Source organism: Rhizobium centroccidentale, assembly GCF_030182565.1.
Taxonomy (GTDB): domain Bacteria; phylum Pseudomonadota; class Alphaproteobacteria; order Rhizobiales; family Rhizobiaceae; genus Rhizobium.
The window spans coordinates 78,380-92,303 of sequence record NZ_JAQJCG010000008.1; the positions used below are offsets into that span (position 1 = coordinate 78,380).

Consider the following 13,924-nt stretch of genomic DNA (forward strand, 5'->3'; position numbering starts at 1 on the left):
CTTGATGTAGACATGTGGCGCAAAGTTGCCGTATTGCGCGACAGGCATAGCAAAACGGCGCAATGCTGGCGGGAAATACCTTTGGGAAGGGGTAATTGATGTTTTCTGGAAAGACACCGATGCGCGCTCTGTTGTTCGGAGCCGCGGTCTTGGTTATGGCAAGCTTCGCCGTGCCGAGCAGCGATGTTGCTTTCGCAGCAAGCGAAGTGAAGGTCCTCGTCAATAGCCAGGTGATCACATCCGGCGATATTGCCAAGCGCGTCGCCTTTCTCAAGTTGCAGCGCCAGAAGGGCGATCTGAACAAGCTCGCCAAGGAGCAGCTTGTCGACGAAACGCTGAAGCGCGCGGAGATCTCCCGCCTGCGCATGTCCGTTTCGACGACGGACGTCGATGCCGCCTTCGGGCGCTTCGCCTCCAGCAACAAGATGACACCGGCGCAGCTCAGCCAGATTCTGGAAAAGGCCGGCGTTGGCGTTGATCATTTCAAGTCTTATATCGCCGTATCCATGAGTTGGCCGCGGGTCGTCAATGCACGCTTCGGCGCAAAAAGCCGGATGTCGAACGACGATCTCGTGACCCGCATGACGGAAAACAAGACAAAGCCCGTTACGACCGAGTATTTCCTGAAGCAGATCGTCTTCGTCGTACCGGCTGCGAAGCGGAACGCCATTCTAAACCAGCGCAAGGCAGAAGCCGAAGCGTCGCGGTCGAAGTTCCCGGGCTGCGACCAGGCAAAGGTCTTCGCCGCGACCATGCGTGACGTCTCCGTCCAGGACCTTGGCCGCGTCCTTGCACCGGAAGTACCGGAAATGTGGAAGCCGCTGCTGGAAAAAGCATCCGGCAACACCACCGCTCCAATCGTGACCGATCGTGGCGTCGAATATGTTGCCATTTGCTCGCAGCGCCAGGTCAATGACGACGTTGCCGCCGCTGCCGTATTCCGTGCCGAGGATATCGGCAAGGACAAGGCAACGGGTGTGAGCGCCAATGACAAGAAATACATGGATGAACTGCGTTCCAAGGCGCAGATCGTCTATCGCTGATTGACGATGCCACCGCGCGCTTCCTTCCCCCTTGCGCTCACACAGGGGGATCCGGCTGGCATAGGCCCCGATATCACGCTCGCCGCCTGGCTTCGCCGCGGCGAGCTGGATCTGCCCCCCTTCCTGTTTCTCGGCGATGCCGCCATGCTTGCGGCACGGGCTTCTCAGCTCGGCCTGACCGTACCGCTTGCGGCCGCCGATCCGGCGAATGCGTGCGATATCTTTCCCGATGCGCTGCCGATCCTGCCCATCGAAGCTGGCATGGATGTCATCGCCGGCGAGCCGCATGTAGCGACCGCAAAAGGCACGATTGCCGCCATCGAAAAGGCCGTTTCCCTCAGCATGAGCGGCCAGACATCCGCAGTCGTCACCAATCCGATCGCCAAATCGGTGCTCTATGACGCCGGTTTCGGCTTTCCCGGCCATACGGAATTCCTGGCCGACCTTGCAACGCGCGCCACTGGAAAGCCGGTCATGCCGGTCATGCTGCTTGCCGGTCCGAAGCTTCGCGCGATCCCAGTCACCATCCATATTCCGCTGAGGGAGGTGCCTGAATCATTGACCTCCGATCTGATCGTCGAAACCTGCCGGATCACCGATCACGACCTCCGCGTCCGTTTCGGTATCTCCAAGCCGCGCCTTGCGGTTGCCGGCCTCAATCCGCATGCCGGAGAGAATGGCGCGCTCGGCAAGGAGGACGACGAAATCGTCCGGCCGGGGATCGACAGGCTCCGCTCCGAGGGCATCGACGCATTCGGCCCCCTGCCCGCCGACACCATGTTCCATGACGACGCTCGCCGACGTTACGATGTCGCAATCTGCATGTATCACGATCAGGCCTTGATCCCGGCCAAGGCGCTCGGCTTCGACGATTCCGTCAATGTCACACTTGGCTTACCCTTTGTCCGCACGTCTCCGGATCACGGCACGGCTTTCGGCATCGCCGGCAAGGGTGTTGCCAAGGAAGACAGCCTTGTCGCTGCGCTCAAGCTGGCCAGCAAAATCAGCAGCAAGACCGGAAACAATCCCTGATGGCCGCTCTCGATGGCTTGCCGCCCCTTCGCGATGTAATCCAGCGCCATGGCCTCGACGCGCGCAAAGCGCTTGGACAGAACTTCCTTCTCGACCTCAATCTCACCCAGAAGGTCGCGCGCACAGCCGGATCACTCGAGGGCGTCACCGTCTTCGAAGTTGGCCCTGGACCGGGCGGTCTTACGCGCGCCATCCTGGCGCTCGGGGCGGCCAAGGTCATCGCGGTCGAACGTGATGCGCGCTGCCTGCCGGCGCTGGCGGAAATCGCCGATCACTATCCGGGCCGGCTCGAGGTGATCGAAGGCGATGCGCTGAAGACGGATTTCGCCGCCCTTGCCCCGCAAGGACCGGTCAAGATCATCGCCAATCTGCCTTATAATGTCGGGACGCAGCTGCTGGTGAACTGGCTTCTGCCGCCGCGGTGGCCGCCCTTCTGGCAATCCCTGACGCTGATGTTCCAGAAGGAAGTCGGCCAGCGGATCGTCGCGCAGGAGGGTGACGATCATTATGGCCGACTTGGCGTGCTCTGCGGCTGGCGGACATTGGCTCACATGGCGTTCGACATATCTCCGCAGGCCTTCACGCCCCCGCCGAAGGTGACCTCAACCGTGGTGCATCTGACGCCGAAGGAAAACCCTATTCCCTGCGCCGTCGACAAGCTGGAGAAGGTGACCCAGGCCGCCTTCGGCCAGCGCCGCAAGATGCTGCGCCAGAGCTTGAAGCCGCTTGGCGGCGAAGCGCTTTTGCTGAAGGCCGATATCGACCCGCAGCGCCGCGCCGAAACGCTTTCGGTGGAAGAATTCTGCCGGCTGGCGAATTGCTTATAACCCGCTTTACAGCTTCGGCGTCTCTTCCAGCAAGTCCCGAACGAAATCGAACATGCCGTGCCGACGGTCACGGCGCAGGCGCTCGGCCTTGACGATCGACTGAACGGCATCGAAAGCAACGTTCAGATCGTCATTGACGATGACATAGTCATATTCGCGCCAGTGAGCGATCTCGGCCCGGGAGTTGGCGAGACGCATAGCGATGACCTCTTCGGAATCCTCTGCGCGGCGATGCAGGCGCGACTGCAGCTCTGTCATGGTCGGCGGCAGCACGAAGATGGAAACGACATCAGCCGGCATCTTCTCCTGCAGCTGCTGGGCGCCCTGCCAATCGATGTCGAAGAGCATGTCGCGGCCTTCCGCCATCGCGGTCTCAACGGGCTCGCGCGGCGTGCCGTAGAAATTCCCGTGCACTTCGGCCCATTCGAGCAAGGAGTCGGAATCGCGTAGACGCTCGAATTCGCGCTGCGAGACGAAATGATAGTGCACGCCTTCGATCTCGCTCGGGCGACGCTGCCGGGTGGTAACACTCACCGACAGGCTGACTTGCTTGTCCTTATCGAGCAATGTGCGCGCGATCGTCGACTTGCCGGCGCCTGAGGGCGAGGAGATGGCAAGCATCAGTCCCCGACGGGCGATCGGAATGGATGTGGATGTCGCCGGCTTCATGGCCTACTCCAAATTCTGGACCTGTTCGCGGAACTGGTCGATTACCACTTTCAGCTCGATGCCGGCGGCAGTCACGGCCGCTGCATTCGATTTCGAACAGATGGTATTCGATTCCCGGTTAAATTCCTGTGCAAGAAAATCGAGCTTGCGGCCGACGGGGCCGCCCTTGGATATCAGATCGCGCGCAGCCGCCACATGCGCTTTCAGACGATCAATTTCCTCGCGCAGATCGGCCTTGGTGGCGAGAAGGGCAGCTTCTGCATGCAGCCGGTCGCGGTCGAGGCCGGACGAGCCGTCCAGAAGCATCGAAACCTGCGCCGCCAGTCTCGCGGCAATTTCTTGCGGCGAACGGGAGGGATCACGCTCGACCGTCGATGTCAGCGTCTCGATCGTCGCGACATGACCAAGCAGAACCTTGCCGAGTGCATCGCCTTCCCGCTGGCGCATATCGCGGAGATCACCGAGCGCCGCCTCAAGGCCCGCCATGATATCGGCGTCGCGCGCGGCAACCACCTCTTCGTCTTCCTCGGTCTCTTTGAACTCCACGAGACCGCGCACGGCCATCAGGCTTTCCAGCCGCAGCGGCGCGGGATCGACGATGCCGACTAGCTGATCGCGTAGCGCCAAGACGGCCGCCAGCGCATCCTGATTCACGACGACCTCAACGCGACTCTCTTCGATGGAAAGAGATAGGCTGACCTGCAGGTTGCCTCGCGTGAGCCGATCCGCGATCGACTTGCGGACATCAGTCTCTAGGCGCTCCAGGCCTGGCGGCAGGCGCAGACGAACGTCCAATCCCTTGCCGTTCACGGAACGCAGCTCCCATGCCCAGCGGCCACGACCACTCGTTCCCTCACGCCGGGCAAAGCCGGTCATGGACTGCAACGCCATGCAAGCCTCCGATAGTTCCTATCCCCAATCCATCGAAAATCTTCGGATTACGGATCAATGTAAAGTGAATCCGCGCCGGGCTCTCTATGCTGACCTCGGCGCGGTGAGGATTAGTTGGTCTTCTTCTTCTGCTGCGCGCCCGAACCGGGGGCTATGGCAGCATCGTCCGGCTGACCATCCACGGCAATGGCACTGGGGTCTTCGCCCTTCTCGGCAACCAGCTTGCGCCAGCGTTTGACATTGGCATTGTGCTCGTCCAGCGTCGCGGCAAAGACATGTCCGCCGGTGCCATCCGCCACGAAATACAGGTCCTGCGTCTTCCAGGGGTTGGCGACCGCCTCCAGAGCGTCCTTGCCCGGATTTGCGATCGGCGTCGGCGGCAAGCCCTTGATGAGATAGGTATTATAAGGCGTGTCCTTCTTCAGGTCGGACTGATAGATGGGGCGATCGGACGGTTTTCCTTCACCACCGAAGAGGCCGTAGATGACCGTTGGGTCGGACTGCAGGCGCATGCCCTTGCCCAACCGGTTCAGGAAGACGGAAGCGACATGGGCGCGCTCGTCCGCCAGGCCGGTTTCCTTCTCCACGATGGAAGCCAGCGTGATGAAATCCTGCTTGTTCGCCAGCTGAACGCTCGAATCGCGCTTTTCCCAGATCTGATCGACCAGCTTGGCCTGTGCCGCTGCCATCTGCTGAATGATTTCGGTGCGCTTGGTACCGCGTGTGAACTTATAGGTGTCCGGCCTCAGGCTGCCTTCCGGCGGCAGAGCCGACGGCAGATCGCCCTCCAGCACGACATCGGCCTGCAGCTTGTTGAACATCTGCCGCACCGTAAGCCCTTCCGGCAAAGTCACCGAATAAAGGATCGACTTGCCGGACTTCAGCAACTCCATGATGTCCTTCATGGAAGCGCCGGCCTTGATCTCGTATTCGCCGGCGCGAAGGGTTTCACCATCATGCAGATAGCTGGCCGTCAGCCAGCGGAAGATGCGCTGATCCGTGATGATGTTATTGGATTCCAGACGGTTGGCGATCTCGCTAAGGCCAGCACCATTGCGCACGATGAAATTGGTGTTGGTCGTCAGAGGACCGGGACCCTGATAGATCGAAAACGCATAATAGGCTCCGCCGACGGCGACAACGGCGACGAAAACCGCAAGCGTCATCAGAAAGTTCAGGAAGATGACCATTTGGCTGCGGGCTTTGCGCGAACGCTTCGGCGGATCCGGAACACGCTCCGGACGCAGGGCTTCATTCGCCGATTTCGGGATAATCGGCCCTTTCTGCCCATTCGGAGTTCCGTTGCTCTGGTTCGTATCGCTCACCGGCAATCCCTTCCTTTTTGTGATTGCCTGCTCTTTGGCCAAGCAATGCGGCAAAAAGCAGGTTCAGAAGATAAGGCGGAACTCCAGGCTCCGACTTCGACCGATCAGGCGTTCCCGCACCACATTCCCGAGAAAGACGAAGGCGCAGCAACAATCAAGGATGCGGGCGAGATTGCCACAAGGCACCCTCACCCCAACAGTTACGCGTTGTTATTAAGCCTCATAACGGCGCAGGACAAGCGACGCATTCGTGCCGCCGAAGCCGAAGGAGTTCGACAGCGCGACGTTGATTTCGCGCTTGCGGGCCTTGTGCGGAACGAGATCGATGGCGGTCTCGCGCTCCGGGTTGTCCAGATTGAGCGTCGGCGGGGCGACATTGTCGCGAATGGCGAGCGTGGCAAAGATCGCTTCGATAGCGCCGGCAGCCCCAAGAAGATGGCCCGTCGCCGACTTGGTGGACGACATGGAAATCCGTGAGGCGGCATTGCCGACCAGCCGCTCGACAGCGCCGAGTTCGATCGTATCGGCCATGGTCGATGTGCCATGGGCATTGATGTAGTCGACATCATCAGGCGTCAGGCCGGCGCGCTTCAGAGCCGATGTCATACAGCGGAAAGCGCCTTCGCCGTCTTCGGACGGAGCCGTGATATGATGCGCGTCGCCCGAGAGGCCGTAGCCGACGACTTCGGCGTAGATCTTGGCACCGCGCGCCTTGGCGTGCTCCAGTTCTTCGAGAACGACGACACCGGCGCCCTCGCCCATGACGAAGCCGTCACGGTCGCGGTCATAGGGGCGCGAGGCCTTCTGCGGCGTATCGTTGAAGTCCGTCGACAGCGCCTTGCACGCAGCAAAGCCCGCAAGCGAAATGCGGCAGACCGGAGCTTCGGCACCGCCTGCTACCATGACATCGGCATCGCCGAGCATGATCAGGCGGGCGGCATCGCCGATCGCATGCGCACCGGTGGAGCATGCGGTGACGACCGCATGGTTCGGGCCGCGCAGCTTGTGGCGGATCGAGACCTGACCGGAAACGAGATTGATGAGGCGTCCGGGGATAAAGAAGGGCGAGATACGGCGCGGCCCCTTGTCGCGCAGCGTATAGCCGGCTTCGACGATGCCTTCGAGGCCGCCAATGCCCGAGCCGATCATGACGCCCGTGGCAATCTGATCCTCGTCCGTTTCCGGGTGCCAGTGGGCATCGGCCAGCGCCATATCGGCGGCCGCCATGCCGTAGATGATGAAGGGATCGACCTTGCGCTGTTCCTTCGGCTCCATCCAATCGTCAGCATTGAACGTGCCGTCGGTACCGTCGCCGACAGGAATACGGCAGGCAATCTTTGCCGCGAGGTCTTCGACCTCGAATTCAGTCACGAGGCGTGCACCGTTGTGTCCAGCGAGCAAACGCGTCCAGGACACCTCCGTGCCACAGCCCAAAGGTGATACCATGCCGGTACCCGTGATAACGACACGTCTCATCGCCCGCAGACCCCCGTCTTTTTATGATGATATGCGTATAAATAGGTTTCCGCCGGCTGCGCCGGACGAAATAGGGCGGACTCTTCAGCCCGCCCCGTCAAAAAGCGCGAAAGATTAGGCCTGGGCCTTCTCAATGAACTTTACCGCGTCGCCGACCGTCAGGATCGAGTCGGCAGCGTCGTCCGGGATTTCAACGCCGAATTCTTCTTCGAAGGCCATGACCAGTTCGACGGTGTCGAGCGAGTCCGCACCCAGATCGTCGATAAAGCTTGCGCTTTCAACAACCTTGTCGGCGTCAACGCCAAGATGATCAACAACAATTTTCTTTACGCGTTCTGCGATATCGCTCATGTCGGTTTCCTCGACCTTATATCCTGATGAGAATGCCTTGTGACATCCCTACCCTAATTCAAACCTGCAGCATCTGTTCCGACGCCGCTGGCAAACCCGTTCAACCCGGCATTGAGATCCGGTCCAGCGCCTTGAATGTGGCCCAGTCCGCCTGAATTTTCCGGACGACTGTTCACAGTCATGGCCCGCTTAACACGGTTTAAGTCCGTCGCAAAGCCAGAAAATAGCCGGCTCCGGGTTGCTCAACATGCTATTGGCGGGAAAGTTCCCCCCAACAGCAATTCCTTTAGATCATCGCCATGCCGCCGTTGACATGGATCGTCTGGCCCGTGACATAGCTCGCCTCCGAGGAAGCGAGATAAGCGACGGCGGAAGCAACTTCCTGACCCGTGCCCATGCGCTTCATGGGGATCGCCCCCATGATGGCTTCCTTCTGCTTGTCGTTCAGCTTGCCCGTCATCGCGCTTTCGATGAAGCCGGGAGCAACGCAGTTGACCGTAACGTTACGCGTCGCGATTTCCTGCGCCAGCGACTTGGTGAAGCCGATCATGCCGGCCTTGGAGGCGCAATAGTTCGCCTGACCCGGATTGCCTGTCACACCGACGACGGAGGTGATGTTGATGATGCGGCCATAGCGGCGGCGCATCATCGGATGGGTGAGTTCCCGCGTCAGGCGGAAGACGGCGGTCAGATTGACTTCCAGCACGGCGTCCCAGTCCTCGTCGCTCATGCGCACGAAGAGGCCGTCCTTGGTGATGCCGGCATTGTTGACAAGAATATCGACGCCGCCGAGTTCCTCTTCCGCCTTGGCGCCGAGAGCCTTGACTTCGTCGCGGTCAGACAGGTTGGCCGGGAAGATCTTGACGCGATCGCCGAGTTCGGAGGCCAGCGTCTCGAGCTTTTCGACGCGCGTGCCGTGCAGGCCGACGATGGCGCCCTGCTTGTGCAGGAGCCGGGCAATTTCTTCGCCGATGCCACCGGATGCACCGGTTACCAGGGCCTTCCGGCCGGTCAAATCAAGCATGTGTGTCCCTCGTTCCTTGAATATATCAGCCGAGCAATGCGGCGAGCGCCGTGTCGATATCCGCAGCATTGTTGACGGCGATGCCGTTGACCGTCTTGTCGATGCGACGGGCAAGACCCGTCAGCACCTTGCCGGCGCCAATTTCATACAATGTCGTCACATTGTTGGCGGCAAACCATTCCACCGTCTCGCGCCAGCGCACCTGTCCGGTAACCTGCTCGACGAGCAATCGCGCAATCTCATCAGCATCGGTAACCGGAGCCGCCTTCACATTGGCGATAACAGGCACGACCGGGTTGGTCTTGGCGACGCCGGCAAGCGCTTCCCGCATGGCGTCCGCAGCAGGCGCCATCAATGCGGAATGGAAAGGCGCGGAGACGGGCAGCAGGATGGCGCGCTTGGCGCCCTTGGCGGTCGCAAGCTCGGCAGCCTTTTCGACCGGAGCCTTCTCGCCGGATATGACGATCTGGCCGCCGCCATTGTCATTGGCGATCTGGCAGGCGCCAAGCGTGGAAGCTTCTTCGCAAACCGCGATGACATCGGCATGTTCGAGGCCGATGATCGCAGCCATCGCGCCGACGCCGACGGGCACGGCCGCCTGCATGGCGTTGCCGCGGATACGGAGAAGCCGCGCCGTGTCGGCAAGCGAAAAGGTGCCGGCGGCACAGAGAGCGGAATATTCGCCGAGCGAATGACCGGCGACATAGGCGACCTTGCTCTTCAGATCGAGGCCACGCGCCTGCAGTACACGGATAACTGCCATCGACACTGCCATCAGCGCAGGCTGCGCATTGGCCGTCAGCGTCAGCTTGTCTTCCGGGCCGTTGAAGATGACGTCGGAAAGCTTTTCACCGAGCGCTTCATCGACTTCCTCGAAGACGGCACGCGCCTCGGCGAAATTGTCGGCAAGGTCCTTGCCCATGCCGACGGCTTGGCTGCCCTGGCCGGGAAATGTGAAAGCAACTGTCATTATAAAGCGTCCTTTTGGGGGTCGTTTTGCTTCCCAATGACATTGTTTCCAGCGGAGTCAATAGTGCAAGACCCGCGGCCACAGGCTTTTGCGCCTGCGAAGCGCAATGATTTTTTTCTTGCGCTCGCTCAGATCGGGCCTAAATTTGCGCGACCTCATTCATTTTGACCTTCTCCCATCCCCAAGGTTTTCCCATGAAATATAAGAGATTAGGCCGCACCGATATTTCCGTTTCGCAGATCTGCCTGGGCACGATGACCTGGGGCACACAGAATAGCGAAGGCGAAGCCCATGAACAGATGGATTATGCTGTCCAGAAGGGCATTAATTTCTTCGATACCGCCGAAATGTATCCGACAACGCCTGTGGGGCCGGAGACGCAAGGCCGCACCGAGGAATATATCGGCACCTGGTTCGAGAAGAGCGGCAAGCGCAAGGATGTCGTGCTCGCCACCAAGGTCGCCGGCCCGGGCCGCGAATATCTGCGCGGCGGGCAAGGTCCGGACGCCGCCAATATCAATGCAGCTGTTGACGCCAGCCTGAAGCGATTGAAGACTGACTATATCGACCTCTATCAGGTTCACTGGCCGAGCCGCGGCCATTTCCATTTCCGACAGAACTGGCGTTATAACCCCTTCAACCAGGATCGCGAGAAAGTCATAGCCGAGATCACCGAGATCCTGGAAACGATGGGTGAATTGGTGAAAGCCGGCAAGATCCGCGCCGTCGGCCTCTCGAACGAGACGACCTGGGGCATCCAGAAATATCTGACGATTGCCGAGCAGAAGGGCCTGCCGCGCGTCGCCACCACCCAGAACGAATACAACCTCCTCTACCGCCATTTCGACCTCGATCTGGCTGAACTGTCGCATCACGAAGATGTTGGGCTGCTCGCCTATTCGCCGCTCGCCGGCGGTATCCTCACCGGCAAATATGTCGGCGGCGCCCGTCCGGCCGGCTCGCGCGGCTCGATCAATCTCGATATCGGTGGCCGCCTGCAGCCGCTGCAGGAGCCACCGGTAAAGGCCTATCTCGAAATCGCTGCCAAATACGATATCGACCCGTCGAAACTGGCGCTGGCCTACTGCCTCACCAAGCCCTTCATGACCTCGGTTATCATCGGCGCGACGACGATGGCGCAGCTCGAGACCGATGTGGCGGCCGCTTATGTGACACTGCCGGAAGAGGCATTGGCCGAGATCGAGCAGGTGCATCGCAAGTATCCGATGCCGATGTGAGGCTGGAAAAGCGCCCTGTTTCAGGGCGCCTCAACATCATAAGGTGTACCGGGCCGAACCTGCACGACAGATACTCTATTACTCCGCCTTCGGCGCAATCGCCAATTCGGAACCATGGGCCCCGCGCAACTCGTCCTGTCCTTGCACACGGTCCGCAGACTTGTGAAGCAGGATCGACCGATAGCCGTCCGAACTGCGTCCTTCGATCAAAGTGACATCGGCATTTCCCGGATTGTCGGAGCGCTCGAACCAATCGACCGGGTGGTGCAGGAAGTTCATCTCGAAAGCCCTGTTGGTGACGCCGTGGCCGACGATGATGACATTGTTTCTGCCGTTTTCGGCGTCGTGCATGACGGTCTGCAGGAACAGGCGGACGCGCTGGGCGACATCGGCGCGGCTTTCGCCATCCGGCGGACGCGCGTAGAATTTGCCGTTGTTGTTGCGCAGCCTGGCCCATTTCTCGAACTCATCAGGGAATTTCCGCTTCTGTTCGGCGTGATCGTAGATTTCGGTGAAGAGGCCGAAATCCTGCTCGCGCAGCAGATAATCCTCTCTGGTATCCCCGATGAGTTCGGCAGGCAGAACCTCCAGCAAGGCATCCTTGCTCTGCCGCGTCCTCAGGAAGGGCGAGTACCAGACGCTCAGCTTGCGTAATTCGGCTGATGGCAATGCCTTCAGATAGGCTGATATCGCCTCACCCGCCTCCAGCACCTGCCGATAGCCCCATTCCGTCAAGGGCACATTATGATCGCCGAACTGCCGATAGGACCGATCGTCTATATTGCCGAGGGATTCGCCGTGCCGAACGAGAAAGATGCGCATGAACCATCCCTGTTGCTGCAATTCGCATCCCATCATATGTGAGAGTGTGGCGGGTGCAACGCTGCGGCGGACGGGAGTTCGCGATTTGGCCCGAGCATCAAGGCCGCTCTCGGGCAAAACGGCATAATTTCGCTCGTACCCTTGCCTTTCGGAGAAAAATCCGTATAAGCCGCCCTGTTCGCAACCCGGTCTTCTGGCTGGTGGCTGAACGGAGGGCCGGTTTTCCGCAAGGGGAATCGTTCGGAACGGAAGCGTTCCAGCCTCCCGTGTCTCCGCTCTCGACCGTCTCGGAAACGCTTTTCTTGCTTGGGTTTACCCTCTCAGGAGCAGTCGTTGAGGCTTAGCCGCCGAATATCGGGTTCAGACCAACGCAAGAAAGGCAAAGCTATCCATGGCTCTTTACGAACATGTATTCCTTGCCCGGCAGGATATTTCCGCTCAGCAGGTCGACGCCCTCGTAGAACAGTACAAGGGTGTCATCGAAGCTCACGGCGGTAAAGTCGGGCGTATCGAGAACTGGGGCCTCAAGTCCCTCACCTACCGCATCAAGAAGAACCGCAAGGCTCACTACGCCCTGATGGACATCGATGCTCCGGCCGCTGCGATCCAGGAAATGGAACGCCAGATGCGCATCAGCGAAGACGTCCTGCGTTACATGACGATCGCTGTCGAGAAGCACGAAGATGGCCCGTCTGCCATGATGCAGAAGCGCGACCGTGACGACCGTCCGCGCCGCGATGGCGACCGCCCCGAGCGCAGCTTCGGCGATCGTGGTCCGCGCCCGGATCGTGGTGACCGCGAAGACCGTCCGCGCCGTCCGCGCGAAGACCGCGTATAAGGAGATTTGAGAATGTCTGAAGTTTCCTCCGCACCGGTCCGCCGTCCGTTCCATCGCCGCCGCAAGACCTGCCCGTTCTCGGGCGCCAATGCGCCGCGCATCGACTACAAGGACGTTCGTCTCCTGCAGCGCTACATTTCCGAGCGCGGCAAGATCGTTCCGTCCCGCATCACGGCCGTTTCCCAGAAGAAGCAGCGCGAACTCGCTCAGGCGATCAAGCGCGCCCGTTTCCTCGGCCTGCTGCCCTACGTCGTCGCTTAATATAAGCTGACGCCGACTGAATTAGAGGGAAGGCAGCGATGCCTTCCCTTCTCCCTTTCGCGATGGGCGCGGATCGGAACCTTGAAACCCCATGTTGGGGATAAGCTTTCACGCCCGAGTGGCGAAGGCATCCTCTAACTGCTCGATACGAAGCAGGACAGCGACGTGAAAAAGTTGAACGCAAAAGAGCTTGGCATCGGCGCGCTCGCCGGTCTGACCGCCGCCCTACTCGTGTATGGCGCGCTACGTCAGCCATTTCTCGCTATCGTGTTCATCAGTGCTTCAGCTCTTCCTATTTTGATCGTGGGTCTCGGCTGGGGAAATATCGCTGTCGCAACCGCAGTTGTTGCTGCCGGTATTTTCGGCATCGTTATCGGTCCGCTGCCATTTGCACTGACCGCAATCGTTCTCGCCGCCGTCCCAGCTTGGCTCAGCCATCTTGCAAGTCTGGCGCGCCCAGCATCTGAGCTTGGTGGCCCGGATCATCTAATGGCGTGGTATCCGCTCTCGGACATCATGCTGCATCTCTGTGCAGTTGCCTCCATCGCAATCGTCGCCGCTGGCGTTCTCATGGGCTACGGTCCAGATCTTATTGGCAAGACGATCGCTTTCAATCTGGAACTTCTGAATGATCAGCAGCAACAGGCGTTAGATGCTGCATCGATCGAAAAGTTGAAGACTATCCTGCTTTACGCAGTCCCCTTCGTATGGGGCATGTGCTGGGTCTCTGCTGTATTTGCAGCCTATTATTTTGCAACGCGTATTGTTGTCGCCTCTGGCCGCAGCCAGCGTCCGCGCGAGGACATTCCCTCGGCGTTGCGCATGAACCGCAATGCGATCTTCGTCTTTCTCGTGGCGATCGTCGCTATCTTCTTCGGTGGCGTTCTCGGCCTCATCGCCGCCGCCGTGCTTGGCGCCTTCGGCGCGGGCTTCATCGTTTCCGGCTTTGCTTCGCTGCACTACCGGACGCGGGGCAAGGACTGGCGTCTGCCGGTTCTGATCATCTGCTACCTGGTATGCTTCTTTGTGACGCTGCCGCTCTTCATCGTTCTTGTTCTCGGTCTTTACGATACCCGTAAGGCGATATCGCTCACCCCGAACAAGAATGCCGACACACCCAAACAAGACACGAAAATCTGATATCGAAAGGAACAACG

General features: G+C 59.9%; 15 protein-coding genes. 7 read left to right on the plus strand and 8 right to left on the minus strand.

Features of this window, described 5'->3' with window-relative positions; all coding sequences use genetic code 11:
* The first annotated feature begins 98 nt into the window (after positions 1–98).
* Genes PH562_RS12835 through rsmA form a run of 3 tightly spaced genes read left to right on the plus strand, consistent with a single transcriptional unit; the run spans position 99 to position 2,902 of the window.
* Positions 99–1,043, plus strand: coding sequence for a SurA N-terminal domain-containing protein (locus PH562_RS12835; protein WP_483315344.1), 945 nt, complete (start codon positions 99–101; stop codon positions 1,041–1,043).
* Between the two features lie 6 nt (positions 1,044–1,049).
* Positions 1,050–2,075 carry a 4-hydroxythreonine-4-phosphate dehydrogenase PdxA gene (gene pdxA, locus PH562_RS12840; RefSeq protein WP_285173469.1) on the plus strand — a complete coding sequence of 342 codons (1,026 nt, stop codon included), beginning with the start codon at positions 1,050–1,052 and terminating at the stop codon, positions 2,073–2,075.
* Positions 2,075–2,902 carry a 16S rRNA (adenine(1518)-N(6)/adenine(1519)-N(6))-dimethyltransferase RsmA gene (rsmA, locus tag PH562_RS12845; protein ID WP_285173471.1) on the plus strand — a complete coding sequence of 276 codons (828 nt, stop codon included), beginning with the start codon at positions 2,075–2,077 and terminating at the stop codon, positions 2,900–2,902. The genes pdxA and rsmA overlap by 1 nt, the downstream gene beginning before the upstream one ends.
* Positions 2,903–2,908: 6 nt before the next feature.
* Here rsmA and gmk read toward each other — a convergent pair whose 3' ends face one another.
* The 7 genes from gmk to fabD all read right to left on the minus strand — a co-directional run bounded on the left by gmk (position 2,909) and on the right by fabD (position 9,608).
* Positions 2,909–3,571 (minus strand): guanylate kinase, encoded by a 663-nt coding sequence (gene gmk, locus PH562_RS12850; RefSeq protein WP_015339363.1) that lies wholly within the window; start codon positions 3,569–3,571, stop codon positions 2,909–2,911.
* Between the two features lie 3 nt (positions 3,572–3,574).
* Positions 3,575–4,462 carry a YicC/YloC family endoribonuclease gene (locus PH562_RS12855; protein ID WP_285173473.1) on the minus strand — a complete coding sequence of 296 codons (888 nt, stop codon included), beginning with the start codon at positions 4,460–4,462 and terminating at the stop codon, positions 3,575–3,577.
* Between the two features lie 110 nt (positions 4,463–4,572).
* Positions 4,573–5,787: an endolytic transglycosylase MltG gene (gene mltG, locus PH562_RS12860; protein WP_285173475.1), complete on the minus strand. Its 1,215-nt coding sequence runs from the start codon at positions 5,785–5,787 to the stop codon at positions 4,573–4,575.
* Between the two features lie 213 nt (positions 5,788–6,000).
* A complete protein-coding gene (gene fabF / locus PH562_RS12865; RefSeq protein ID WP_113229550.1) occupies positions 6,001–7,263 on the minus strand; it encodes a beta-ketoacyl-ACP synthase II in 1,263 nt (420 codons plus the stop codon).
* A 114-nt stretch (positions 7,264–7,377) separates the two neighbouring features.
* A complete protein-coding gene (locus PH562_RS12870) occupies positions 7,378–7,614 on the minus strand; it encodes an acyl carrier protein (protein WP_004122114.1) in 237 nt (78 codons plus the stop codon).
* Positions 7,615–7,900: 286 nt separating this feature from the next.
* On the minus strand, positions 7,901–8,638 hold the full coding sequence (gene fabG / locus PH562_RS12875) for a 3-oxoacyl-[acyl-carrier-protein] reductase (RefSeq protein WP_047627181.1): 738 nt from the start codon (positions 8,636–8,638) through the stop codon (positions 7,901–7,903).
* Positions 8,639–8,663: 25 nt separating this feature from the next.
* Positions 8,664–9,608 carry an ACP S-malonyltransferase gene (gene fabD / locus PH562_RS12880; protein ID WP_285173482.1) on the minus strand — a complete coding sequence of 315 codons (945 nt, stop codon included), beginning with the start codon at positions 9,606–9,608 and terminating at the stop codon, positions 8,664–8,666.
* 194 nt (positions 9,609–9,802) lie between these two features.
* Here fabD and PH562_RS12885 point away from each other — a divergent pair, with 194 nt between their 5' ends.
* Positions 9,803–10,846, plus strand: a complete 1,044-nt coding sequence (locus PH562_RS12885) for an aldo/keto reductase (protein WP_285173484.1) — start codon at positions 9,803–9,805, stop codon at positions 10,844–10,846.
* Between the two features lie 78 nt (positions 10,847–10,924).
* Here PH562_RS12885 and PH562_RS12890 read toward each other — a convergent pair whose 3' ends face one another.
* A complete protein-coding gene (locus tag PH562_RS12890) occupies positions 10,925–11,668 on the minus strand; it encodes a histidine phosphatase family protein (RefSeq protein ID WP_285173486.1) in 744 nt (247 codons plus the stop codon).
* Positions 11,669–12,059: 391 nt separating this feature from the next.
* On the opposite strand from PH562_RS12890, the gene rpsF reads away from it, so the two are divergent.
* From rpsF to PH562_RS12905, 3 genes are all read left to right on the plus strand, one after another.
* Complete coding sequence (gene rpsF / locus PH562_RS12895) at positions 12,060–12,506, plus strand: 30S ribosomal protein S6 (protein ID WP_015339354.1); 447 nt, start codon at positions 12,060–12,062, stop codon at positions 12,504–12,506.
* Between the two features lie 12 nt (positions 12,507–12,518).
* On the plus strand, positions 12,519–12,767 hold the full coding sequence (gene rpsR / locus PH562_RS12900) for a 30S ribosomal protein S18 (protein ID WP_004122103.1): 249 nt from the start codon (positions 12,519–12,521) through the stop codon (positions 12,765–12,767).
* A gap of 165 nt (positions 12,768–12,932) precedes the next feature.
* A complete protein-coding gene (locus PH562_RS12905) occupies positions 12,933–13,907 on the plus strand; it encodes a YybS family protein (RefSeq protein WP_285173488.1) in 975 nt (324 codons plus the stop codon).
* Positions 13,908–13,924 lie beyond the last annotated feature (17 nt).

Coding starts and splice junctions, on each gene's coding strand:
- fabF (WP_113229550.1), bottom strand. CDS start 7,263: ATGAGACGTGTCGTTATCACGGGTACCGGCATGGTATCACCTTTGGGC.
- PH562_RS12855 (WP_285173473.1), bottom strand. CDS start 4,462: ATGGCGTTGCAGTCCATGACCGGCTTTGCCCGGCGTGAGGGAACGAGT.
- fabD (WP_285173482.1), bottom strand. CDS start 9,608: ATGACAGTTGCTTTCACATTTCCCGGCCAGGGCAGCCAAGCCGTCGGC.
- rpsR (WP_004122103.1), top strand. CDS start 12,519: ATGTCTGAAGTTTCCTCCGCACCGGTCCGCCGTCCGTTCCATCGCCGC.
- PH562_RS12835 (WP_483315344.1), top strand. CDS start 99: ATGTTTTCTGGAAAGACACCGATGCGCGCTCTGTTGTTCGGAGCCGCG.
- PH562_RS12870 (WP_004122114.1), bottom strand. CDS start 7,614: ATGAGCGATATCGCAGAACGCGTAAAGAAAATTGTTGTTGATCATCTT.
- PH562_RS12890 (WP_285173486.1), bottom strand. CDS start 11,668: ATGCGCATCTTTCTCGTTCGGCACGGCGAATCCCTCGGCAATATAGAC.
- rpsF (WP_015339354.1), top strand. CDS start 12,060: ATGGCTCTTTACGAACATGTATTCCTTGCCCGGCAGGATATTTCCGCT.
- pdxA (WP_285173469.1), top strand. CDS start 1,050: ATGCCACCGCGCGCTTCCTTCCCCCTTGCGCTCACACAGGGGGATCCG.
- rsmA (WP_285173471.1), top strand. CDS start 2,075: ATGGCCGCTCTCGATGGCTTGCCGCCCCTTCGCGATGTAATCCAGCGC.
- PH562_RS12885 (WP_285173484.1), top strand. CDS start 9,803: ATGAAATATAAGAGATTAGGCCGCACCGATATTTCCGTTTCGCAGATC.
- fabG (WP_047627181.1), bottom strand. CDS start 8,638: ATGCTTGATTTGACCGGCCGGAAGGCCCTGGTAACCGGTGCATCCGGT.
- gmk (WP_015339363.1), bottom strand. CDS start 3,571: ATGAAGCCGGCGACATCCACATCCATTCCGATCGCCCGTCGGGGACTG.